The sequence below is a fragment of the Kitasatospora sp. MAA4 genome, from assembly GCF_029893355.1.
Classification (GTDB): Bacteria; Actinomycetota; Actinomycetes; order Streptomycetales; family Streptomycetaceae; genus Kitasatospora.
Genome location: NZ_JARZAI010000003.1, coordinates 191,371 through 214,187 on the forward strand (window position 1 = coordinate 191,371; position 22,817 = coordinate 214,187).

At 70.6% G+C, this 22,817-nt stretch carries 20 protein-coding genes; 4 read left to right on the top strand and 16 right to left on the bottom strand.

The features are described from left to right. Positions 1-458 precede the first annotated feature (458 nt). Genes P3T37_RS05485 through P3T37_RS05495 form a run of 3 tightly spaced genes read right to left on the bottom strand, consistent with a single transcriptional unit; the run spans position 459 to position 1,997 of the window. The gene (locus P3T37_RS05485) at positions 459-1,289 is read right to left on the bottom strand and encodes a helix-turn-helix transcriptional regulator (RefSeq protein ID WP_280722258.1); all 831 of its coding nucleotides are present in this window, start codon (positions 1,287-1,289) and stop codon (positions 459-461) included. Continuing rightward, complete coding sequence (locus tag P3T37_RS05490) at positions 1,286-1,807, bottom strand: DUF6879 family protein (RefSeq protein WP_280722259.1); 522 nt, start codon at positions 1,805-1,807, stop codon at positions 1,286-1,288. The genes P3T37_RS05485 and P3T37_RS05490 overlap by 4 nt, the downstream gene beginning before the upstream one ends. Then, positions 1,791-1,997, bottom strand: coding sequence for a hypothetical protein (locus tag P3T37_RS05495; RefSeq protein ID WP_280722260.1), 207 nt, complete (start codon positions 1,995-1,997; stop codon positions 1,791-1,793). The genes P3T37_RS05490 and P3T37_RS05495 overlap by 17 nt, the downstream gene beginning before the upstream one ends. Before the next feature lie 350 nt (positions 1,998-2,347). On the opposite strand from P3T37_RS05495, the gene P3T37_RS05500 reads away from it, so the two are divergent. Beyond that, positions 2,348-2,566 (top strand): hypothetical protein, encoded by a 219-nt coding sequence (locus tag P3T37_RS05500; protein ID WP_280722261.1) that lies wholly within the window; start codon positions 2,348-2,350, stop codon positions 2,564-2,566. A gap of 295 nt (positions 2,567-2,861) precedes the next feature. Here P3T37_RS05500 and P3T37_RS05505 read toward each other — a convergent pair whose 3' ends face one another. From P3T37_RS05505 to P3T37_RS05565, 13 genes are all read right to left on the bottom strand, one after another. Beyond that, on the bottom strand, positions 2,862-5,777 hold the full coding sequence (locus tag P3T37_RS05505) for an FAD-binding and (Fe-S)-binding domain-containing protein (RefSeq protein ID WP_280722262.1): 2,916 nt from the start codon (positions 5,775-5,777) through the stop codon (positions 2,862-2,864). Between the two features lie 55 nt (positions 5,778-5,832). Then, complete coding sequence (gene kynU / locus P3T37_RS05510; RefSeq protein ID WP_280722263.1) at positions 5,833-7,095, bottom strand: kynureninase; 1,263 nt, start codon at positions 7,093-7,095, stop codon at positions 5,833-5,835. A 27-nt stretch (positions 7,096-7,122) separates the two neighbouring features. After that, positions 7,123-7,926, bottom strand: a complete 804-nt coding sequence (locus P3T37_RS05515; RefSeq protein ID WP_280722264.1) for an alpha/beta hydrolase — start codon at positions 7,924-7,926, stop codon at positions 7,123-7,125. Continuing rightward, entirely contained in the window at positions 7,919-8,764 is an 846-nt protein-coding gene (locus P3T37_RS05520) for a tryptophan 2,3-dioxygenase family protein (RefSeq protein ID WP_280722265.1), read from the bottom strand. The genes P3T37_RS05515 and P3T37_RS05520 overlap by 8 nt, the downstream gene beginning before the upstream one ends. A gap of 57 nt (positions 8,765-8,821) precedes the next feature. Continuing rightward, positions 8,822-9,616: an indole-3-glycerol phosphate synthase TrpC gene (trpC, locus tag P3T37_RS05525; RefSeq protein WP_280722266.1), complete on the bottom strand. Its 795-nt coding sequence runs from the start codon at positions 9,614-9,616 to the stop codon at positions 8,822-8,824. 43 nt (positions 9,617-9,659) lie between these two features. Beyond that, the gene (trpD, locus tag P3T37_RS05530; protein ID WP_280722267.1) at positions 9,660-10,727 is read right to left on the bottom strand and encodes an anthranilate phosphoribosyltransferase; all 1,068 of its coding nucleotides are present in this window, start codon (positions 10,725-10,727) and stop codon (positions 9,660-9,662) included. 55 nt (positions 10,728-10,782) lie between these two features. Beyond that, positions 10,783-12,201, bottom strand: coding sequence for an MATE family efflux transporter (locus P3T37_RS05535; protein WP_280722268.1), 1,419 nt, complete (start codon positions 12,199-12,201; stop codon positions 10,783-10,785). Then, positions 12,198-13,643: an isochorismate synthase gene (locus tag P3T37_RS05540; RefSeq protein WP_280722269.1), complete on the bottom strand. Its 1,446-nt coding sequence runs from the start codon at positions 13,641-13,643 to the stop codon at positions 12,198-12,200. The genes P3T37_RS05535 and P3T37_RS05540 overlap by 4 nt, the downstream gene beginning before the upstream one ends. A gap of 90 nt (positions 13,644-13,733) precedes the next feature. After that, the gene (locus tag P3T37_RS05545) at positions 13,734-14,822 is read right to left on the bottom strand and encodes a phenazine biosynthesis protein (protein ID WP_280722270.1); all 1,089 of its coding nucleotides are present in this window, start codon (positions 14,820-14,822) and stop codon (positions 13,734-13,736) included. Between the two features lie 200 nt (positions 14,823-15,022). Next, entirely contained in the window at positions 15,023-15,310 is a 288-nt protein-coding gene (locus P3T37_RS05550; RefSeq protein ID WP_280722271.1) for an acyl carrier protein, read from the bottom strand. Next, positions 15,307-17,193 (bottom strand): HAD-IIIC family phosphatase, encoded by a 1,887-nt coding sequence (locus P3T37_RS05555; protein WP_280722272.1) that lies wholly within the window; start codon positions 17,191-17,193, stop codon positions 15,307-15,309. Before P3T37_RS05555 ends, P3T37_RS05550 begins: the two co-directional genes overlap by 4 nt. Positions 17,194-17,213: 20 nt before the next feature. Then, positions 17,214-18,239: a 3-oxoacyl-[acyl-carrier-protein] synthase III C-terminal domain-containing protein gene (locus P3T37_RS05560; protein ID WP_280722273.1), complete on the bottom strand. Its 1,026-nt coding sequence runs from the start codon at positions 18,237-18,239 to the stop codon at positions 17,214-17,216. Positions 18,240-18,336: 97 nt separating this feature from the next. Further along, positions 18,337-19,371 (bottom strand): alpha/beta fold hydrolase, encoded by a 1,035-nt coding sequence (locus P3T37_RS05565; RefSeq protein ID WP_280722274.1) that lies wholly within the window; start codon positions 19,369-19,371, stop codon positions 18,337-18,339. Between the two features lie 141 nt (positions 19,372-19,512). On the opposite strand from P3T37_RS05565, the gene P3T37_RS05570 reads away from it, so the two are divergent. Genes P3T37_RS05570 through P3T37_RS05580 form a run of 3 tightly spaced genes read left to right on the top strand, consistent with a single transcriptional unit; the run spans position 19,513 to position 22,815 of the window. After that, positions 19,513-20,184, top strand: coding sequence for a cyclase family protein (locus P3T37_RS05570; protein WP_280722275.1), 672 nt, complete (start codon positions 19,513-19,515; stop codon positions 20,182-20,184). Positions 20,185-20,228: 44 nt separating this feature from the next. Beyond that, a complete protein-coding gene (locus P3T37_RS05575) occupies positions 20,229-21,440 on the top strand; it encodes a DUF362 domain-containing protein (protein ID WP_280722276.1) in 1,212 nt (403 codons plus the stop codon). A 1-nt stretch (position 21,441) separates the two neighbouring features. Continuing rightward, positions 21,442-22,815, top strand: coding sequence for an aldehyde dehydrogenase family protein (locus tag P3T37_RS05580; RefSeq protein WP_280722277.1), 1,374 nt, complete (start codon positions 21,442-21,444; stop codon positions 22,813-22,815). Positions 22,816-22,817 lie beyond the last annotated feature (2 nt).

Below are 22,817 nucleotides of genomic sequence, written 5' to 3' on the forward strand. Positions count from 1 at the left end.
ATGATCATGGAATCGAAGGTGATCATGAGAATGAAGGGTAGTCGGCCAGGATCCTCTCGCACTGCTCCGAGTGCTGCGCTTCGAGGTGCCTTCGTCGCATCACGCGGACGTCGCTCCGTCGACTGCGGTCACCGATCAGAATTGCGGCCTGTTCCTGCTTGCTCAGCCGGACGCACTCCGCGCACTCCGCGCTCACTGCTGCGCCTCCAACAGTTCCCGATCCGGGCACACCGCACTCCCACACTGACAGCGAGGCCAGTCACTCGCCCTGGACCTTCCCAGCTGAATGTTCGGGTCGTACTCCAGGGCCACGGCGAGGACCGGGCGGCGCTGGCCGCTCTCCTCCGTGACGATTCGCCGGTAGGTGGTCGGCTCTGCTCCTGCGGACATGGCTTGGCTTCCCGTCGCATTGGCTCCTGTGGGCGAGATACCAAGGTAGAGCCGGAATGGGCGACTCCCTAGTCGATTTCCTGTTCCCGCAAGAATTCGTCCCGGATGCTCTCGACCATGGCTCGCATAGCGTCGCCTTTATCCGCCGCATTCTCGAACGCCTGGAACTTCTTGACGTACTGGTCTACGTCCTTCGGCTCACTGGTGGTAATCTCGGCGTGCGGAATCTCCGCGATGACGAGACGGGTATCGAATATCACGAACGAGCATGTCGGTAGATGTGCCTTTGGTGACGCTTGCGGCACTACATCGATGACGATATTCGGCATCCTCGACATGGTGACGAGCTTATCCAGCTGGGCCGCCATCATGGCCGGCCTGATCAGTTCCCATCTGAGGACGGACTCAGTGATCAGGAAGTGAAACTGCCGCCGCCTGTCGTAGAGAACTTCCTGTCGGCGCATTCGAGCGCCGATCATCTTCTCAAGGGCATCGTCTGTCAGCTCTGAATTCTGCTGCACGGCGCGGACGTACTCCGGCGACTGAAGTAGTCCCGGAATGCAGGAAGGCTGAAAGACCCGCAACAAGCGCGTCTGTGCCTCTATCGCCCTGATCTCGTCCTGGTGTTTGTGCAGCCCCGTCCGGCGGTAGATACTCCACGCGGTAGCCTCTGTGGCCACTACGCGGGCCGCCTCGGTCAGCTGGGCCTTGACGACCTCGGGCACGTCCAGAGCTGTGAGGATGCGCTCCACGTCGATGACGCTGGGCGCAAGATGCCCGTTCTCGATTTTGCTCAGCTTGCTTGGAGACATGGCAGCACTGCGAGCAACTGCTTTGGCCTCTTTCCCACTCGCCTGCCGCAGCTCCCGCAGCGCCTTGCCGAGATCAGTACTGTTCACTCGGTGCCGTACCGCTCCCACCACTCAGTGAATGGGACCGCTCCGCCAAGGGCAATGTCTCGATACTCCAACCACTCGGCAGGAATCAGCTGAGCCTCGGCGCTGACGAAAGTTCCTCCCTCGCCGTATTGCATCGTGACTACCGTGGACTCATCGAATACCCAGAAGTCCGGGACCCCTTCTAGAGGGTTCGGCCTGTCCGTGATGTCGAGGATGAAGAACTCTTCGCCAGCGGCGGCGTTCTTCGCGTAGCCCCAGCCGAGTTCAAATAGCAGATATGGCGTCAGTGGACGCGAGACGATGTGAACCCGATACATCCGCTTACCGGCGTCGGTATTCCCGCGTACCTCGTCAGCCCATTCCTGGTTGTAGTCCGATGGCTGAGGTTCGCCAGCGAGAAATGCCCGGAAATTCTCGGCGTTCGATGATCCCGTGTAGTCGTCCAGGGTCTCCAGCCTGAAGGCCTCCCGCTGGAAATCTGAAAACAGCTTTTCGAACTCTTCACCCGAGATTGCCACTGGCAATCCTCCGAATCAGTGAGGCGGGGATGCGGACGGCCGTCTCTCCGGCCGGAAGCTGGATCGTCTCCAGCGCCTCGGTGTCGTCCACAACGTAGCCCTGAACGATCAGGTCCCCCGTACCGTCCACGCTGTACACCGTCGGACATGTGCCCTTCTCGCACTCACCTGCAAGTCGCGTCAGCTTCACCGCTGCTCCCGTCCCGCTCGACTGTGTCTCGTTCGATGCTCCCGAAGTTGTGACGGCGGGGTCAAGGTGCGGCAGTTGAGAGAACAGGAAACCGCCTTGACGGTCTCTCAGCCCTCATCGAGGCCGGGCGGCCTCCCGCTGGGGTGCCCAAGTTGCTCTCGCCAGGATCAGGACCACCTGACCAGCCAGAGCAGCAGGAGACGGCCGCCGAGGAGCGGCAGGCCCCGCTACGGGCCGCCGCTGGCAGGGAGTGGTCGTCCTGTGGGTGCTCGCGCTGCCAGGCCGCTGCGGAGACCCCTGAGGGCCAGCGTCGCCGAGGCCAACCGCCCGCAGCTACTGGGACCGCACGCGTGACATGGTCCCTGTCGCGGCGCGCGAACAGCGCCAGCCACTCGACCTCGAAGAGCTGTTCTGGCCTCACCGGCGACGCGCTCACGACGTGCCAGAACGCCGGAACCACAGGCACCGCCATCGGGGTCGGGCTCGTCATTGCACTTTGGGCAGCAGTGGACGTCATCCTCGGCATCTCGTACCTGGTCTTCCGGCTGAGCAGCAGAGAGCGACGCTGAAGCAGGCGGAAGGAAGGCGGTGTCACGCTCCGTTCAACTTTGACGGCTATCAACGGATGCGGCGTCCCGCTGGGCCGCAGCCTCGCAAGGGGAGCTGGGTGCTTCAGCAGCGGAGTATTCGGCGACCTGCGTTCGGCCGTGACCTGCGTTTGTGCAGGTGAGCACAGCGCTTCGGCGCGGAGCACTCATAATCCCTGGGTCGTGGGTTCGATTCCCACCCGCCCCACCCATGATCAAGAGTGCGAAAAGCGAAGCCCTCGGGGTCGTCCCAGTCAGGGGTGACCCCGCATCGTCGTTACGCTCCGTCGTCGCACTCCGTGGGAGTGCCGTCGCTGATCGCGTCGTGGATCGTGTCGCGGATGAGCTCGGCCAGATGCAGGGCGCGCTTCGCGTCGCCGAGTTGGCTGATCTGGGTGCGGCAGCTGAAGCCGTCCGCGAGGACGACGGTGTCCGGGGCGGCGGCGCGGACCTCGGGCATGAGGACCCGCTCGGCGGCGGCCACCGAGACGTCGTAGTGACCGCGCTCGAAGCCGAAGTTGCCGGCCAGCCCGCAGCAGCCGGAGTCCAGGACGCGGTTCTCCAGCCCGATCAGCGCCTCGACGCGGCGGTCGGCCTCGGTGCCGAGGACGGCGTGCTGGTGGCAGTGCACCTGGGTGACGGCCTGGGCCGTGGTGCGGGGGAGTTGGGCCGGCCCGGAGTCCGAGGCGTGTTCGTCGATGAACTCGGCGAAGGTCCGGATCCGTTCGGCCACCGGCCGGCCCTCCGCGCCGAGCAGCTTCGGGAACTCCTCGCGCAGCGCGGCCGTGCAGCTCGGTTCCAGGCCGACCACCGGAAGGTCGGGCGGCAGGGCGCGCAGGCTCCGCCGCATCACCCGCCGGGCGGTGCCGAGTTGCCCGGTGGAGACCCAGGTGAGGCCGCAGCAGACCGGGCCGTCCGGCAGCCGGACGGCGTAGCCGAGGTGCTCCAGGACCTCGACGGCGGCCCGGGCCGGCTCGGGGTCGAGCAGGTTGGTGAAGCTGTCGGGCCACAGGAGCACGGGCCGGGCGCCCGGGCGTTCGGGGCGCTCGGCGCGGTAGCGGCGGAACCAGTGCTCGAAGGTTTCTTCGGGCAGGGTCGGCAGCTCGCGGCGGGGTTCGATCCCGCCGAGCCGCTTGAGCAGTGCGGCGGCCCGCGGCGAGCGAAAGAGGCGGTTGGCGACGGCGGGGGCGAGCGAGGCGGCGCGCAGGGTCAGCGGGAGCCAGCCCATCGAGTAGTGCGAGAGCGGGCGCAGCCGCTTGCGGTAGTGCTGGTGCAGGAACTCGGTCTTGTAGGTCGCCATGTCGACATGGACCGGGCAGTCGCTCGCGCAGCCCTTGCAGCCGAGACAGAGGTCGAGTGCCTCGCGGACCTCCTCGGAGCGCCACCCGTCGGTGATCGCCTCGCCGCGCATCATCTCGGAGAGGAGCCGGGCGCGGCCCCGGGTGGAGTGGCGTTCCTCGCCGGTGGCCATGTAGCTGGGGCACATCACGCCGGTACTGGTGTCGACGCACTTGGCGACGCCGACGCAGCGGTGGACGGCCTTGAGCAGGCTGCCGTCGTCGTGCTCGTAGGGGAGGGCGAGCGGGAGCAGCTCGCGGCCGGCGAAGCGCAGGTCGGCGTCGAGAGGGCGCGGGTCGACCAGGGCGCCCGGGTTGAGCAGGTTCGCCGGGTCCCAGATCCGCTTGAACCGGCCGAAGAGGTCGATGATCTCCGGCGGGTACATCCGGGGCAGCAGCTCGGCGCGGGCCTGCCCGTCGCCGTGCTCCCCGGAGAGCGAACCCCCGTGCGAGACCACCAGGTCGGCGGCCTCCTCCATGAAGGACCGGAACTCCGGGAGCCGCTGGGGATCCGTCAGCGGGAAGTCGAGGCGCAGATGCACGCAGCCCTCACCGAAATGCCCGTACGGGACGCCGCGCAGCCCGTGCCGCCCGAGCAGCGACCGCAGGTCGCGCAGATAGCCGCCGAGCCGCTCGACCGGAACGGCGGAGTCCTCCCAGCCGGGCCAGGCCTCCGAGCCATCGGGAAGCCTGGTGACGATCCCCGCGCCGGCCTCCCGGATGGACCAGAGCTGGCGCTGCTCGGACGCGTCGGTGACCACCGAGACGGTGGCGCGGGCGGTGCGGCGGACGGCGTCGGCGAGCGCGCGGGCGGCATCCAGCGCCTCGGCGGGGGTGGCGCCGCCGGCCTCCAGGAAGAGCCAGCAGCCGCCCTCGGGCAGGCGGTCGAGGGCGGCCGGCCGGCGGCCGGCGCTGACCAGGGCGGCGATCAGGTCGGCGGCCATGCCCTCGACGGTCAGCGGGCGCAGCGGCAGCAGGGCGGGTACGGCGTCGGCGGCGGCCGTCTCGTCCGGGTAGCCGGCGACCACCAGGGCACGGGCGGCTGGGGCCTCGACCAGCTTGACAGTGGCGCTGAGCAGGATGGCGCAGGTGCCCTCGGTGCCGGCGAGCGCCCGCGCCAGGTCGTAGCCGCGCTCCGGCAGCAGCGCGTCCAGTGCGTAGCCGGAGGTGCGGCGGGGGAGGTCGGGCATGCCCTGGCGGAGCTGGGAGAGGTTGCCGGTGGTGAGGTCCTGCAGGGCGCGGTGCAGCTCGCCCTCCCGGCCGGGGAGGTGGCGCAGGCGCTCGCGTTCGGCGGGGGAGAGCGGGCCGGTGACGGTGAGTTCGGTGCCGTCGGCGAGCAGCAGGTCGAGGGAGTGGAGGTTGTCGGCGGTACGGCCCCAGGCGACGGAGTGGGACCCGCAGGAGTCGTTGCCGATCATGCCGCCGATGGTGCAGCGGCTGTGCGTGGACGGGTCGGGGCCGAAGCGCAGCCCGTACGGGCGGGCGGCGGTCTGCAGGTCGTCCAGCACCGTGCCGGGCTCGACCCGGGCGTAGCGGCCGTCCGGGTCGACCGAGAGCACCCGGTTGAGGTGCCGTCGGAAGTCCAGCACCACTGCGCCCGGACCGATCGCCTGGCCGCCGATACTGGTCCCGGCCCCGCGCGGCACCACGGGCACCCCGAACTCCCGGCACAGCGCCATCGTCGCCCGGACGTCGTCCGTGTCGGCGGGTTTGACCACGCCGAGTGGCAGGTGCCGGTAGTTGGAGGCGTCCTGGCTGTACACCGCACGCTCGGCCGACCCGAAACGCACCTCGCCCCGGACCGCCGAGGCGAGGGCGTGGGAGAGTCCGGTCCGGGCGGTCTCCGCCTGCTTCATCTGTTCTCCGGCTGCGCGGTCGGGGCGGGTGGTCTTCGGGGTACGGCCGGGCAGCTCAGGTGACGGTGGTGCGCAACTGGAACCGGTCCTGCCGGTACTCCCCGGTCACCACCACGTCGAGCAGCTGCCGCATCGCGTCGAGGACGTCCCGGTGCGAAACGTACAGCGCGTTGACACCGAACCGCAGCAGGTCCGGGGCGCGCATGTCGCCGATGACCCCGCGTGCGGTGAGCGCCTGGACCAGTGCGTACGCGTCGGTGTGACGAAGGGCCACCTGGCTGCCGCGGCGGTCCGGGTCGCGCGGGGTGACGGCGGTGAAGCCGTGGCCGTCCAGAAGGGTGTCGGCGCAGTGGAGGAGGAAAGCCGTGAGGGACAGGCTCTTGGCCCGGACCTCGGCCATGTCGACGCCGTCGAAGGCGGTGAGCGCGGCTTCCAGGGCCAGCAGCGAGAGGATCGGCGGGGTGCCGATCCGGGCCCGGCCGATGCCCTCGACCGGGGCGTAGCCCCCGCTCATGCCGAACGGTTCCGCGTGGCCGTTCCAGCCGGTGAGCGGGTGGTCGAAGGCCGCCTGGTGGCGGGCGGCGACGTACAGGAAGGCCGGGGCGCCGGGCCCCCCGGACAGGTACTTGTAGCCGCAGCCGACGGCCAGGTCGGCGCCGATCTCGTCCAGCCGGACGGGGAGCGCGCCGGCGGCGTGGCACAGGTCCCAGAGCATCAGCGCACCCGCTCGCCCGGCCGCGCGGGTGGTCCCGGCCATGTCGTACAGCTCGCCGGTGCGGTAGTCCACCGGCGTGTACCCGGCGACCGCCACCCGGTCGCCCTGCTCGGCGAGGAACTGCGGCAGCTCCCGGGCCGGCACCCTGCGGACCTCCAGGCCGAGCAGCCGTGCCACCGAGTCGGCGATGTACTGGTCGGTGGGGAAGTGGTCCGGATCGGTCAGCAGCAGGGGCCGGCCGGGGCGCAGCCGGGCGGCGGCGACCAGGGCGTTGAACAACTGGACGCTGGTGGAGTCCCCGACCACGGTCTGCCCCGGGGCGGCGCCGATCAGCCGCCCGACGGCGTCCCCGACCCTCAGCGGGGCCTCCCACCAGGCGTTCTCGTTCCAGGACCGGATCAGGTCGGTGCCCCACTGCCGCCGGACGGCGTCCGCCAGCACGGGCGGTACCGCCGCGGGCAGCGCCCCGAGGGAGTTGCCGTCCAGGTAGACGACCCCCTCGGGCAGCAGGAAGCGCTCCCGCAGGGGGGCCAGCGGGTCGGCGGCGTCGAGTGCGGTCGCGTGCGCCGCCAGGGCGTCGCGGGCAGTGGTGGCGGTGGTCACCGCAGGCTCTCCTTCTGTTGGTCGGTCTTAGGCGTGGGTCAGACGGGTGAGCATCTCGATGACCGCCTTGCTGGCCTCCGAGCCCGGCTCGATGAGGGTGTAGTGGCCGGTGCCGGGCAGGCTGACGAGTTCGGCGGTCGGGTGGGCGGCGGCATAGTCCGTGAACTGGTCGAGCGGCACCTCCGGGTCCTCCATGCCGTGCAGGACCACGGTCGGCACCCCGGTGGTGCCCCGGCCGCGGAGCAGCGTGATCGGGTCCGCGAGCGGCAGGCGGGCCTCGACCTCGTCGGCGCTGCCGAGCAGTTCGAGCGCGGCCCCGTGGCTGAGGTCCTCGCGTATCGCCCCGGCGAGGTCGGTGACGGGGGCGAGGGCGAGCACCCCGGCGAGGCGGTCGGCGGTGTACCAGGGCGAGTCGGCGGGCAGCAGCCCGCGCGCCCCGGCCCACAGCGCGAGGTGGCCGCCGGAGCAGTGGCCGACCAGGACGACGGGTCGGCCGGCCGGGATCGTGTCCACCGCCAGCGCGATGTCGTCGAAGGTGGTGGGGAAGCCACCGGCCCCGCCCGTCCGCCGGTACTCCAGCAGCACGGCGGTGAATCCGTTCTCGGCCAGGTGAGCTGCCAGCGGGGAGAGATGGCGCCGGTCGTACGGATCGCGCCAGTACCCACCGTGCAGCAGCATGACCAGCGGGGCGTCCGGGTCCTCGGCCGGCCAGAGGTCGTAGACCTGGTCGGGGTGCTCGCCGTAGGCGTGGTGGAACGGCGGGTCGACCGGGGCCAGGCCGAGAACCCGGTCCTCCTCCTCGGCCGCGGTGGCGGACGTCGTCTCAGACATAGCTGCGGGCCGTCCAGATCTCGGGGAACACGGAGCGGGCGGCGCGCTTCTCCAGCCACGCCACCCCGGGTGAACCGCCGCTGCCCACCTTGGAGCCCATCGCTCGGCGGGTGGCCAGCAGGTGGTCGCTGCGCCAGCGCAGGACCATCTCGCCGACGTTGGTGAGGGCTTCGCCCAGTGCCACCAGCGGGCTGCTCTGCGGCCCGGCGTAGATCTGCCGCCAGACCTCCTCGACCCCGGCGTCGGGCTCGTACGCCACGGTCACGTCGCGCTCCAGGACGTGCTGCGGTACGGGCAGGCCGCGGCGGGACAGGTAGTGCAGCACCTCGTCGTACAGCGAGGGCTGGGTGAGCGCCTCCTGGAGTTCCGCGTGGACCCGGGGGTGCCCCCGGTGCGGCTGGATCATCGAGCGGGACTTGTCGCCGAGCAGGAACTCGATCCTGCGGTACATCGCCGACTGGAAGCCGGAGGCCTGGCCGAACGCCGAACGGAAGCCGTTGAACTGGGCCGGGGTCAGCGCCGCGATCGGCCGCCAGGAGTCGTTCAGCGCCTGGTGCGAGCTGAGGCTGCGGCGCAGCGCCTCCATGGCCCGCTCGAAGTCGTCCTTGAGCAGCGCCTCGCGGGCGGTGTCCCACTCGTGGACCACCAACGTGAACCAGAGTTCCATCACCTGGGTCGTGACCAGGAAGGCCATCTCGCCCGGGTCGTTGGAGAGCGGGTGCTGAAGAGAGGTCAGCACCGAGGCCTGGACGTAGTCGTCGTACGGCGTCGAACCGTCGAACTCCAGTGTGGGGACGTCGGATTCGTTGTCTACGGAGGCAACTGCGGTGTCAGTCATGGCGTCTCCTCGATTGGGGTCTGCGCCGCTCGTCGGTGGGCGGCGGAGAGGGGTGGCTCAGGCCGCGGCCAGCGCGCGCACGGTCGCCTCGGGGTCGGGGGATCGCATCAGGGTCTCGCCGACCAGCACCGCGTCCGCACCGTCGGCCCGCAGGCGGGTGGCGTCCGCCGGGGTGCGGACTCCGCTCTCCGCGACCAGCACCCGGCCGGCGCCGATCCGTGGCCGCAGCCGCCCGGTCAGCCCGAGGTCGATACTGAAGTCCCGCAGATTCCGGTGGTTGACGCCGACGATCCGGGCTCCGGCCGCCAGTGCGACCTCGGCCTCCTCCGCGCTGTGCACCTCGACCAGCACCGACAGCTCCAAGGTCTCCGCGTACCGGAGGAGTTCGGCGTACCGAGCGGGGTCGAGCGCGGCGATGACCAGCAGCACCGCGTCGGCGCCCAGTGCTCTGGCCTCCGCCACTTGGTACTCGTCGACGATGAAGTCCTTGCGCAACACCGGGAGTTCGGTGGCGGCCCGGACGGTGGCCAGATCCTCCGGCCGACCGCCGAAACCGGCCTCGTGGGCGAGCACCGAGAGCGCGGCCGCGCCGCCCGCGGTGTAGCTGCGGGCGAGTTCGGCGGGCCGGTACCGGTCGGTCAGCGGGCCGGCCAGCGGGCTGCGCGGCTTGAGCTCGGCGATCACGCCGAGCCCGGGGGCCCGCAGCGCGGCGGCCAGATCGCGGGTGGGCGGCGCGGAGGTGATCTGCCGCTCCAGCGCGGCCATCGGAACCGTGCTGCGGCGTCGCTCGGTCTGCTCCCGGGCTGCGTCGACCAGTTCGGCGAGCAGGTCCGGCGTGGTGCTCGTGGTCACGTGACGTTCCTCGCGGTAGGGCTCGCAGAGAGATGATGGATGGTCATGTCAGAGTCGGAGTCGGCTCGGTGACCTCGTGGGAGACCGCGATCCACTGGTCGAGCAGCCAGGCCGCCCGTCCGGTGTCGAGGGCGTCGGCGGCCAGCGCCATCCCCTCGTGCCAGTCCTCGGTCCGGCCCGCCGCGCGCAGGGCGGCCGCGGTGTTGAGCAGCACGATGTCGCGCCGCGGCCCCTTCTCGCCCGCCAGCAGCCGGCGGACGATGTCGGCGTTCTCGGCCGGCCCGCCGCCGTCGAGGTCCGCCGGCCGCCCGGGAGCGATCCCGAGTGCCGCCGGGTCCAGCCGGTACGCCCGGCGACGGCCCTGGTGCAGCTCCACGACCTGGGTGGGCGCGCCGATGCTCAGCTCGTCCAGGCCGTCCTCCGCGTGGAAGACCAGCGCGCGTTCGGTACCGAGCAGGTGCAGGACCTCGGCCATCACCGGCACCATGGCGGGGTCGAAGACGCCGAGGACCTGGAACCTGGCCCTGGCGGGGTTGCAGAGCGGACCGAGCAGGTTGAACACCGTCCGCACGCCGAGCTCCCGGCGCGTACCGGCGGCGTACCGGAAAGACTCCTGGAAGACCGGGGCGAACAGGAAGGTGATCCCGGTCCGTTCGAGGCAGCTGGCCGCCTGCTCCGGGCCGAGGTCGATCCGGACCCCGAGTTCCTCCAGGACGTCGGCGCTCCCGCAGGCCGAGGAGGCGCTGCGGTTGCCGTGCTTGGCCACCGGTACGCCGCACGCGGCCGCGACGATGGCGGCGCTGGTCGAGATGTTGAAAGTGCCGCGCCCGTCCCCGCCGGTGCCGCAGGTGTCCAGGACCTGGCCGTCGCCGGGGAGCGGCAGGCCGAAGGCACGGGCCGTGCTGACCAGGCCGACCAGCTCCTCGACCCGGGCCCCCTTGACCGAGAGGGCCATCGCGAAGCCGGCGATCTGGACCGGGCTGGCGGAGCCGTCCAGGATGGCCGACATCGCGGACTGCGCCTCGGACCGGGTCAGGTCGTGTCCGCAGGCCAGCCGGTGCAGCGCCGTGGTGATGGGCGGTCGCGCGGGGGCGGGAAGCAGCGCACTCATCGGGGTGGTGTCTCCAGGGAGTCGGTGATCTCTGCGGGCAGGGTGGAGTAGCCGGTCATGTGGTCTCCCCGGGTGCCGCGGACGGCCCACGGGCGGATAGCAGGACCAGCACCCCTACCTGTGTGCCGACGTTGGCGACCATGGCGACCCAGACGCCGGTCAGCCCCAGGGCGGTCGAGGAGAGCAGGGGCGCCAGCAGCGACTGCGCCACGACTCCGGCGAGCGTGGCGTACGCCAGCAGGCGGCCCTTGCCGCCTCCGAAGAAGATCCCGCTCAGCGCCACGTTGCAGAGGAGCAGGGCGGCGTACAGCGCCATCCAGGGAATCAGGGCGTCGGCGGCGGTGCCGACCGAGGCGTTGTGGGTGAGCAGTCTGGCCACCTGGCCGGCACCGAGCAGCACGAGCAGGCCGCTGATCACCGACCAGGCCAGGCCGAGCCGCAGGGAGGAGGTGCGGGTGTCCTTGAGCAGCTGTTCGTCCTTCGACCCGGTCGCCTGGGCGGCCACGATGGTCGCGGCCTGCCGCAGGGCGTAGGAGGCCATGGTGAGGAAGAGCATCGCCTTGGTCACCGCTCCGTACGCCGCGAGCGGGTCCGGCCCGAACCTGGCGATGATGCCGACCACCAGCGTCGCGGCGCCCATCCGGGCGAGGAAGTCGGCGGAGACCGGCCACCCCGCGCGGAGGATCTCAAGGGCCGGCCGCTCCGGCGCCTCCGCCGGCGCCGGGGGTGCCGCGAGTGCCCCCGCGCGGGCCTTGGCGCGCAGCGGGCTGCGGAGGTAGAGCAGCCAGGTGACGCCGAGCGCCACCGAGCGGGCGGCCACCAGGGCGATGGCCGAGCCGGTGACCCCCAGCCTGGGGGCGCCGAGCCAGCCGAAGATCAGGACCGGGTCGAGCACCAGCAGCAGCGCGTTGGACAGGACCGCCATCCGCATCGGGGTCCGGGTGTTCCCGGACGCCTTGAAGACGCCGTCCAGGACCTGCTGCCCGAAGAAGACGCTCACACCCGGCACCGAGACCGTGAGGTAGTCCACGGCCAGGCGCATGGTGCGGCCGCTGCCGGACCCGAGCATCAGCCGCGCGAGCGGTTCGCGCAGGACGAACAGGATCGCGCAGGTGCCCGTGGCCACGGTCAGGGTGACCCACAGGGAGGCCCGCAGCGCGGCGCCGAGCCGGTGGTACTCCTCGGCACCGACCGACCGGGCGAGCGTGACGGTGGTGCCGACGCCGACGCCGAGGATCACCCCGAGCAGCAGGTTCTCCAGCGAGGTGGCCACGGTGACCGCGCCGAGTTCGGCGATGCCGAGCCGGGCTACCCAGAAGACGCTGATGATGCCCGCGACGACTCCGGCGATGAGCTCGAAGTACCCCGGCCAGGCCACCGGAAGCAGCTTGGCCGGGTCGAGCCAGGCGCGGCGGCCGGCCCCGGGCGGCCCGATGGGGGCGCCTGCAGGCCGGACGGCGGAGGGGGCCGTCATCGGACTGCTTCGGCTGCGCCGAGCGGACGGAGCGAACCGGCCTGCCCGAGGGCCTCGGACATCGGGAGCAGCTTCGCGCAGGTCTCCTGGTACTCCGCCTCCGGCTCGGAGCCCTCGACGATGCCGCAGCCCGCGTAGAGCGAGGCGCGGCGGCCGCTGATCAGCGCGGAGCGAATCGCCACCGCGAACTCGCCGGTGCCGTCCGCCCCGGCCCAGCCAACCGGGGCGGCGTACCAGCCGCGGTCGAAGGGCTCGTTCGCCAGCAGCCAGCTCAGCGCGGGCTCACTGGGGTGGCCCCCGAGGGCGGGGGTCGGGTGCAGACGGCCGACGAGGTCCAGCACGTCGTTCTCCGCCGGGTCGACCAGACGCCCGCGCACCCGGGTCGCCAGGTGCTGGATGTTGGCCAGTGCGAGGACCTCGGGCTCCTGGCCCGCGTCGACGTCCAGGCACACCTCGGCGAGCGACTTCTCCAGCATCCGGCAGACCAGGTCGTGCTCGCGGCGTAGCTTGTCGCCGGAGAGGAGGCTCGCCGCGAGCAGTTCGTCCTCCTCCGGGGTGGCCCCGCGCGGCGCCGAACCGGCCAGGCCCAGGACGTGGGCGTCACCGTCCGCCACCCGCACCAGGTACTCGGGGGTCGCGCCCAGGAAGCAGCGTTCGCCCGACTCGTCCCGGCTGTGGACGGCGAACAGGGTGGAGTCCGGGTACGAGTCCAGCATCCGGCGTACGGCATCGGGTACCGAGAACTCCGCCGCGGTGTAGAGCTGGAGCTCTCTGGCGACCACCACCTTGTCGAAGGACCCGGCCCGGATCGCCTCCAGTGCGCGGGCGACCAGGTCCTTGAAGCCCTCGGGGGACGGCTCCTCGACCCGGCTGGTGACCTCCGGACCGACGCCGGCGGCGGGCAGTGCGGTGGAGGCGAGCAGCATGTCGGCGAGGTCGAAGCGATGCTCGACCAGCTGTTCCACGTCGGTGTCCGCGTCCACCAGTGCATTGACCGTCAAGGTCGTTCCGACGCCCGGGAGTTCGATGATCTGGACGGCCGGTACGATCATCCGGCCCTCGGGAAGCGGGCTGGGCCGCCGGGGCGCCTCCGGGCCGAAGGCGAAGCCGCCGACCAGTACCGGGCCCTGCCCCCCGCCGGTCTCGGCGGAGCCGGCGAGCTTCGTCCAGGCGCGGCGCACCTCGCTGAAGCGGGTGGTGCCGGTGCCGTCCAGCCGGGCGGCCTGCCCGGCGGTCACCATGCGCGGGCCGCCCCAGGCGGAGAGCCAGAGGAAGGCGTCGTCGGTCAGCTGCCGAGCGGCCGACCAGGCACCCGGCAGGTCGGCCGAGGCCACCGGGACGGACCAGCTGACGGGGACGGCCGAGCCGGCGGCGCGGGCTCGTGCGACAGCCTCGCCGAAGCTCTGCCGCGCCGTGTCGTAGGTGGTGATCGGATAGGTCATCGGAGGCTATCCCCAGTTCCGGTCGAGGGAGGGCGGTGAGTCCGCTGCCGGTGCGGACGCGGTCGTCGGTGGGGCGTGGGTGAGCGCGGGTCAGTAGACGCCTTCGACCGGTGCGCTGGCGCCGCGTTGCAGCGGTTGCACGTCGGCGAGCGCGTCCCAGGGGAAGTCCGCGGTCGGTGCGATCCGGATCGCCGAGTCACGCTCCAGCGCGTACGGCAGGAAGAGGTCGCGGGTCAGCAGACTCAGCCGGAGCTGTCCGCGCTCCCCGTGCGGGACCAAGGTGGTGGGGTCCGCGGGATCCACCACCTCGATCCGCGAGTACGGGTGGTAGGGCAGGAAGACGCAGTCCTGCGAGTCGCCGGCCTGGCGGGGGCGCTGCGGGGCGATACCCGCGAGGGTGTTCCCGTACAGGCCGACGAGCGGGATGCCCGGGAACACCTCGTGCTCCAGCAGGTGCCTGGTCTCCGGGCTGATGCTGGTGCCGGCCCAGATGATTCCCCGCACCTTGGCGGTGAACAGGTCGAGCAGCGCGGGCCGGGCGGCCACGGCCTCCAGTACGGCCGGGGTGATGAAGACGACCGCCACGGGCTGCGAGGAGAGCACGTCGGCGGCCTGGTCGAGGATGTGGTCCAGGTAGCGGGCGGCTTCCGGTCGGCGGCCCTCGGCGAGGCAGCGCTTGACCCAGCGCGGGTCGAAGTCGATGAAGTGGCAGAGGGACTGACGGAGACTGGCCAGCAGCCCGATCGACCGGCCCACGATGTGCGGTCCGGTGGGCCCGATGTGCAGCCAGTCACCGGCCCCCTCGCCGGGGATTCCGTGCTGCTCCAGCACACCGCTGACCCAGTCCACGCCCTCGCGGCGCGATCGGGCCTCGACGATCCGCTTGGGCCGCCCGGTGGTGCCGCCGCTGTCGAAGACATGGACGGGGGACTCGGTGCGGCAGCCGGCGGGTAGCAGGTCGCGCGCCGCGGTGTCGCGCCATTCCTCGCTGATGTCCGGGAAGCGGAGCAGATCGGCCCAGCTGCGGATCTCGGTGAGCGGGTCGAAGCCGAGGCTGTCGGCTCGCTTGAGCCAGTAGGGGGATCCGGTCTCGGGGCTGAAGTGCCAGCGCACGGCGGCGCGTACGAACTCGTTGGTCGCTGTGGCGCCGACGGCCGGAGTAGGGAAGACATCGCTCATGAGAGACAGTTCTAGCTTCAGAAACGACTCTAGTCAACACTTTCCATGACCACAGTTGGCAACTGCAGTCATGGAAAGTGTTGACTAGAGTCAATGCCGGGTGGGGCAACCACGGCTGACCAGCGTGGTGACCCACCTGCCACCCCTGCTCGGGGTCAGCACTCGGCGGGTCGACCAGGGGCCCCTACACGTACCTGCGGTCAACCGGACTTGCTCGTGGTGCGCACCAGTGTTGCCAGCTCCGCGACGGTCCTGACGGCGTGGTAGGCGCGAAGGTCAAGCCGGACAGCGAAGGCGTTCTCGATCTGCACCATGACTTCCAGCGAACCCATGCTGTCCCAGTTCGCGTGCCCGGCAATTCTCGTTCCGGAATCAAACTCATCAGGATCGGCGTCCAACACCGCACAGAGGATCGCTATGAGCTCTTGTTCGATCACCTCGGTCCCACCTGCCTCGGACATGGCTCCAACGGTTTCCGGCCGGCTCATCGCTGCCTCTCCTGAATCCGGATCCACTGCGGGATCAATTCGCTACCGTTCTCCGGGGCGAGCCTGAACAGCCGCGTCCCGTCCTCCTCCGCGGCACTCGGCGTGAACCCTGCCTGAACCCAGAGATCCGCCGCCATTCCGTTCCGGGGCAAGCGGACATATTCACCCTCGACAAGCGCCGCACCGGCTTCACGCGCGAACTCTGCAAGTCGCCCCAGCATGGCGAGTTCGACCCCGCGGCCCAGGACGCGGCAACTCATCACGAAATTGAGGACCCGCCATATGTCCTCTCGCTTCTCCACCCACAAGGCACCGACCAACCCCTCGTCACCGAAACGGTCGGCCACCGAGCAGGCGAGAGTGAGGAAACCAGGGTCCTCGGCCATCCGTGCCGTCTCCAGAGCATCGAACCTGACCCCGGTGAGGTTGAACTGGTTCGTCCTGGCCGCGAGCTGCGCGACCCGCTGGACGTCGTACGGTCCGACTCGCCGAATGTCTGCAGATATCTCCAACCCGTGCAGATACGCCGTCGAGGAGGCGAAACCAGCCTCGAACCGACGCCGCTCCCCCCGCTCCTGGTACAGCGAGGGACGCTGTCGGTCAGTGTCAGTCAGCTCCAGGACGTCGAACCATCCTCTGCCCAGCAGCCGGCGGACGAGTTCGGCGGGATCACCAGCGGCGGGGACCACCGCTACGTCCGGGAGCTCCGCTGCCACGTGCCCACACTCGAACGGGGAGTCGTCCATGAAGACGAAAGCATCAGTCGCCAGCCCCAGCTGACTTGCCATCCCGCTGAGGTTGCCGGCCTTCGGAGACCAGTCCACCGCCTGCGCAGAGAACGTACTGGGACGGAGCAGCACCTCCGGGTGCTCCTGCAGCGCCTCCATCACGGGGCCCTCGTCGTTCTTGCTGGCAAGTGCGAGGATCACACCCTGATTGCGCAGCCGTAGGGCAGTCCGCTGCAACTCCTGGTAGCAATTGCCCGGATAAAGGCCGCCGAGTTCCACCCCGGTCGGGCCGACCTCCCCCAGCACTCCGCCCCACAAGGTGTTGTCCAGGTCGAGCGCGAGCACCTTGCGGGACAGGCCGGACTTGGCCTGCAGAACCCGACGCCACTCTTTCGCCAGCAGCAGGAGCGCAGCATCGGTGTACGCGATGTCGGCGTAACGGCGCAGCCGGTCATCAGCAGCCGGAACGGCCGAATCCGCCAGTAGCCCGACCAGGTCCACCACCACGACCGCAGGGGATTCAGCGAGTTCGAGCAGTGCGGCATTCAACCGGTACCACGTCCTGCTGAGTCCCGCTCTGTCCCGCCAGGACACCACCGCGTCACGCACCGTCGTGCTGAGCGGAACAGTGTGCAGGACGATCAGGGAGGATGAGCCACTGTCAGCTGCGGCTCGGACGAGGTCGCACAGGTCCTCGACCCGCCGTTCCACATAGGACAGCAGATCCGGTACGGAAGATCCGTCCCAGCCCTTGGGCAGAAACCAGGAATCGTCCAGCAGACAGCAGACGGCGTCGCGGCCGTCGAAGACCCGCTCTGGTGTCGTGGCAAGATCGGCCTCGAACTGTCCGTACTCGCCGGTGGCAATATCCGGAAGCATGCCGGCCGCGACCAGCACCGCCCGGAACAGCTGCTCCAGCGGGCCGGGGGTCGAGGTCGCCAACAGTCCGACCCTGACCGGTCGCAGAGCACCCGCGCTGTCGTCCTCGCCGCGATTGCCGAGAGCGGCCAGTGCACGGCCCACCAATCGGAGCGCGGCGGGATCTGCGGCGTCATCGAGGGCACGCAGATCCCCGGCGTCGGGCAGCCGACCGGCTCGGGCAGCCTGCCTGACCCGGTCGAGCAGAGCCCCCTGCGGGGTTGTCGTGAGTGGCATGAGATCCCCTTGGGCAGGCGTCAAATGGCAAGAAGGGTGCAGAACCAGTGCATCCCCGAAGCGATCCCGACGAGCGCGACCACGTCCCCCGCCTGGAGGTCTCCCTGGTTCACATGTTCGCGAAGACAGATCAGCTGGTCGGCGCCACCGCAGTGGCCGAGCCGGGCGGCGAGTTCCGCGTTGCTGCGCTCGATGGGCAGGCCCACGGCCTTCGCCGCATCCGCGATCGAGTGCTGGTTGTCGTTCAGGTAGATCAGCCTGGCGATCTTGCCGGGCGCCACACCGGCACGACTGCACGCCCGGTCGACCACCCCACCGATTCGCGCGTTGAGCGTGGTGATGAACTCACGCAGCCGACGCGGGTCGCGTTCGAAGTGCTCGTGAACCCGGGTCAGTGGGTCCATTTCCAGGTTGCTCAGGCCCGCAGGCGGCACGGGGACCGCACTGCCGCCGTACTCGGCCCTGAAGAAGTCCGCGCATTCGGGGTCGGTGATCTGCTCGGTGGCCAGCCAACGCAGTGCCGAGTGTCCGCGGCGCAGCAGCGCCGCGGCTGCGCCGTCACTGCCGAGGCAGGTGTTGGTGCGCATCCGGTTCCGGTGCGCCTCGCTGACCTGGTTGACCGCGACCAGTAGGACATTTTCGACGTCCGGGCGAATCGCGAAGGTCCCGGCGATCTGTTCGAAGGCCAGGACCCCAGAGGCACATGCCTGGGTGAGCAGTAGCGACGGGGTCTCCTTCAACCCCAGCGCCCGGGCCACCGAGGCGGAGAAGTCCCAGTGGAGGTATTCGGGGATCTCCGAGTTGGCGACGATCAGCAGATCGAGATCCTTGCCGTCGACGCCGGCCTCTGCGAGGGCCGCCTCGGCCGCACGCACCGCAAGCGAGGTCGGGGTCGTCCCCGGTGCGGCGCGGTGGTACGTGTGGTAGCCCCAGCGCAGTACGCGCTCAGGGTCGTCGACGTAGTCGCCGACAGTCGCAGCGACGTCCTGTGGTTCGCCCAATGCGGTTGCAAGGGCGGCGATTCCGAAGTCAACCGGGGCTGTCACTCAGGTGCTCCCTATCTGGCCAATGAATATCTCTCGGTGCTGCGACCGGTATCACTCGGCGCTGACCGTCGGCGGCGGGCCGATCCCCGGACAGGACCTAGTCGGCGAGTGCCGAGGCGGTCAGCGCCGCCAGAGCTGACGCTGCGATCGGCCCGTAGGTGAGCCGCCCGGCGCCGTCCCGGTGGGACATGAGATGGCTGAGCCCAGGATGGACTGCCACCTCCACCCTCAAGCTCTCCGGCGCCGAGTCCGCCAGCAGCCAGGACTGCCGGGGCGGCGTCGTCCGGTCGTCGTCGCCGACGTGCAGCCAGACCCGGCCTCGTAGCCCGGAGAGCATGTGCTGGACCGCAGGCTGCGCGCGCCAGGACCGCCAGTACTCCGCAGGGGCGAAGTCGTCCCCGTCGCGGCAGACGCTCTGCACCCACTGGGCGTAGTCACGTTGCAGGCTTCCCGCCAGCCGTTCCAACGACACCGGGCCCTCGCCGAAGGCTGCCTGATCGAACTCGTCCCACCAGCCGCTCCGCTCGGTCGCGAGCTCGGCGACCTGCTGCAGGTCGACCTCACCGTCCGGGCCGACCAGGCCGGCTGCCAGCAACCACTCCACCCGGCGCCCGACCTGCAGCCAGTGCTGCTGCTCGTTGAACGACACCGTGAGGGGCGCCGCCAGGATGAGGCGACTGCTGCCGCCGGTCACGCCGGCCGCGGACACAGCCACCTGCGTACCCAGCGAGATGCCGAGCAAGCTGATCCGGTCGGGGTCGACCCCCGGGTGCGCCTGGAGATACCGCAGCAGGGCGACGGCATCCTCGACCAGACCGGGGAAGGTGACCCGGCCGGGCTCCCAGCGATCCTCACGCCTGGCGGTGACGAACCGGGTGTCGAACCTGAGCACCGCCACTCCGGCCCGCAACAGGGCCGCCGCCAGATCGTCGAAGAGGAAGACCTCTCCGTTGTTGGAAACGTCGTCCGATACGGATCCGCGCCGGTCCCAGGCCCCGGAGGGATGCAGGAGCAGCACAGCCGGCACCCGGCCCGCGATGTCCGGGCGAGCGAAGCAGCCGGCCACCTCCGTCAGCTCGAGCGTGGTGACCCCAGGGATCCCGTGTCCCTCTGTGGGGAAGGCATCGCTCATGAAAGACAGTTCTAACTTCGGAAACGACTCTAGTCAACACTTGTCATGACTAGAGTTGGCAACTACCGTCACCATCGAGATTAACTCAAGTCAATGCCTTGGGGTTGTCAACCACAGCCCCGCCGACTTCCGGGAGCAGAGATGACCTTCGTCGACATCAGTCAGGGTTGGTACGACGGGATGCCCTCCTACGAGGCAGCCTGGTACCCCCAGTTCTCGTCCAACGCCGTGATGACGCCGGCGACCGACCCCTGCGGGGCCGGCCGAACGTTCACCGAGTTCAAGCTCTTCCCGCACAACGGCACCCACATCGAGAGCGGCTACCACTTCTTCCAGGACGGCCAGAAGATCGACGAGGTACCGGTCGACACCTTCGTCGGTGCCGCCGTCATCGCTGACCTCTCGAACAAGCAGGACCGCGACCCGATCACCGGCGACGACCTGGAGAAGGCCGTCGGCGAGGTCTGGCAGGAGGGTTTCCGCCTGCTGATCCGCACCGACCACCCGGAGCGCCACCTGGGCGACGCCGACTACTGGGACACCGCCCCCTACATCGCCCCGTCCGCCGCGGACTGGATCGTCGAGCGCCGCGCCGCGCTGGTCGGCATGGACTGCGTCACCGAGAAGCAGGGCGAGCGCAGCTTCCCGATCCACCGCCGCCTGCTGAAGGCCGAGATCCCGATCCTGGAGAACATCCGCAACCTGCACCGGATCACCGAGCGCGAGGTGCACCTCGTCGCGCTGCCGATCCTGGTGTCCGGCGCCGAGGCCGCCCCGGCCCGGGCCCTGGTCTTCGAGAACTGGGCGGGCTGACCGTCCGAGGCGTCCGCCCCACCCCGTACAGAGGAGCCCTGATCGTGCCCACATCGCGCCCAGTCGTGGCGCTCACCAGGACCAGGGGCGCCGATGCCCGGGCCACGGCGGACGCGGTCGAGGAGGTCCTGGACCTCCTCGACTCCCCGCTCGACGCCCTGGAACCCGGGATGCGTGTCCTGATCAAACCCAACATGTTCCAGCTCAAGCCCGGCTTCCGCAGCAACCCGGACATCCTGGTGGCACTCGCCAGGATCGCCGCCGGCCGCGGCGCCAAGGTCTTCGTCGGTGAGCGCACCCGCAACCTCCACCAGGTGCTGGAGGGAAGCGAGATCCACCGGTACGCCGAGGTGGTGTCCTTCGACGACCGCCCGGTCCGCATCACCCAGATCCCGGACGCCACCTCGCTGCGGGTACCGATCGCCGTACCGGACATCGTGCTCGACTGCGACTACTTCATCGGCGTACCGCAACTGCGCACGCACTCCAGCGTCGTCCTAACCAACGCCATGAAGAACCTGGTCGGGCTGCTCCCGGGCTACACCACCAGGATCGTCCACATGGCCGGGGTCGAGGAGAGCATCGTCGACCTCAACGTCCTGCGCCCGCAGCAGCTCGTGGTCAGCGACGTCACCTCGGTGATCGAGGGCAACTACCCGATGGCCGGCGAAGTCCGGCCGGTCGGCTTCCTCGCCGCCTCCACCAGCGCCGCGGCCGTGGACACCGTCACCGCGGAACTGGCCGGGGTGGACCCCGAGGAGCTCGACTACCTGCGGTACGCGCACGAGCGCGGCCTCGGCCCGGCCGGCCTGGCGGACGTCGAGACCCGCGGCACACCCCTGGGCGACCTGGCCTTTCGGATCAACCGGGCGCCGAGCCGGATCGTCCCCCCGCGCGAGGGCATCCACATCCACGCCGAGACGGCGTGTGCGAGCTGCCGCCGCTTCGTCGCCGCGGCGCTGTCCCGCCTGCACGACGAACTGATGGCCTACCCGGGCGAGTTGACCGTCATCTGCGGGGCCCACGAGACCCTGCCGCCGCTGCGCGGAGCCGTTGTCCTGGTCGGCAACGCCCTGTACGACCACCGGGAGGCCGGGGTCTACCTGGAGGGCTGCCCCCCACGCGCCATCCAGATCGCGGGCTTCCGGCAAGCGATCGGCACGGCGGTCAACCCGGAGGAGCGCACCCAGTTCCGCGTACCCGGCCAGCGCAGCACCGCCGGGCTTCCCCAGCCGGCCCCTGAGGAGTTGGTCTGACATGCATTCTGTTCCCGTACTACGTGCGACCGGCGAGTACCGGTCGCACGAGGTGGCGCAGGTGCTCGCGCTCAGCGGCGAGCCCCTGGCGGAGGTGGATCAGGCCCCGCCGCTGCTGGTGCGCCGCTCACTGGACGAGCAGCGCCGTGCTCCCGAGCAGAGCACCGAGGAGCGGCTGGCCGCGCTGCGTACGGCCGGCGAGCTCTTCCGCACCGCCGAGCTCGGGGGTGAGAGCCCGCAGCAGTACACCCGCTCGCACGCGCTCGCCACCGGCACCCCCGTCGGCGTCGCCGAGCGTGCCCTGGACCGCTACCCCGTGCTCACCGCGGGGCTGGAATCGGTGCTGGCCGGCGAGCGCCCGGCCGGCGTCGGGGCGGGCGCGCGCTGGGTGCCGCGCGGCTCTGTGCTCGGGGTGGTCGCACCCAGCAACCACCCCGGCGTGCACACCTCCTGGCTGCAGGCCCTGGCGCTCGGCTACCGGGTCGCCGTACGCCCCGGCGCCCGGGACCCGTTCACCCCCGCCCGGCTCATCCGGGCGCTGCGGGCCGCCGGTCTGGAGCCGGGGTGGGCCACCCTGCTGCCCGGCTCCCACGCCGCGGCGGACGCCCTGGTGGCGGCGGCCGACCTCGCGATGGTCTACGGCGGCCCGGAGTCCGAGGCCCGCTACGGCGGCTCGGACCGCGTCAAGGTACGCGGCCCCGGCCGGACCAAGGTCCTCGTGCTCGGTGACAACCCGTCCGAGGAGGACCTCGACCACCTGGTCCGGGAGATCGCCGGGGACGGTGGCGTACGGTGCACCAACACCACCGCGGTGTTCACCGACGGCGACCACGGACGGCTCGCCCAGGCGCTCGCCGACCGGCTCGCCAAACTGCCGGTGCTGCCGGTGACCGACCCCGGATCGGCGCTTCCCGCCCGGACAGTCGAGGAGGCCGCGGCGCTCTACCGCACTCTCGACGGGCTGCTGGCCGGTGCCGTGGAGGTGAGCGCGGCGCACTACGCCGGTGAGCGCCACCCGCTGGTGGACGGCTACGCCGTGCTGCGACCCGCCGTGCTGCGCTGCGACCGCCCCGACCACCCCGGGCTCGGCGTCGAACTGCCCTTCCCCTGCGTCTGGGTGGCTCCCTGGACACCGCAGGACGGGATCGCGCCGATGCGCGGCTCGTTGGCACTGACCGTGCTCGCCGAGACCGGCCACCCGCACGCCGAGGACGTGCTCCGGCAGGCCCTCGACGAGCCCACCGTGCGCAGCGTGCTGGACGGCCCGGTGGTCGACTGGGGAGCGGACCCGCAATTCCCGCACGACGGGCAGCTGAGCCAATTCCTGATGGAAGCGCGCGGTTTCGCGCGCGCACAAGCAGAGAGCCGGACGTGACA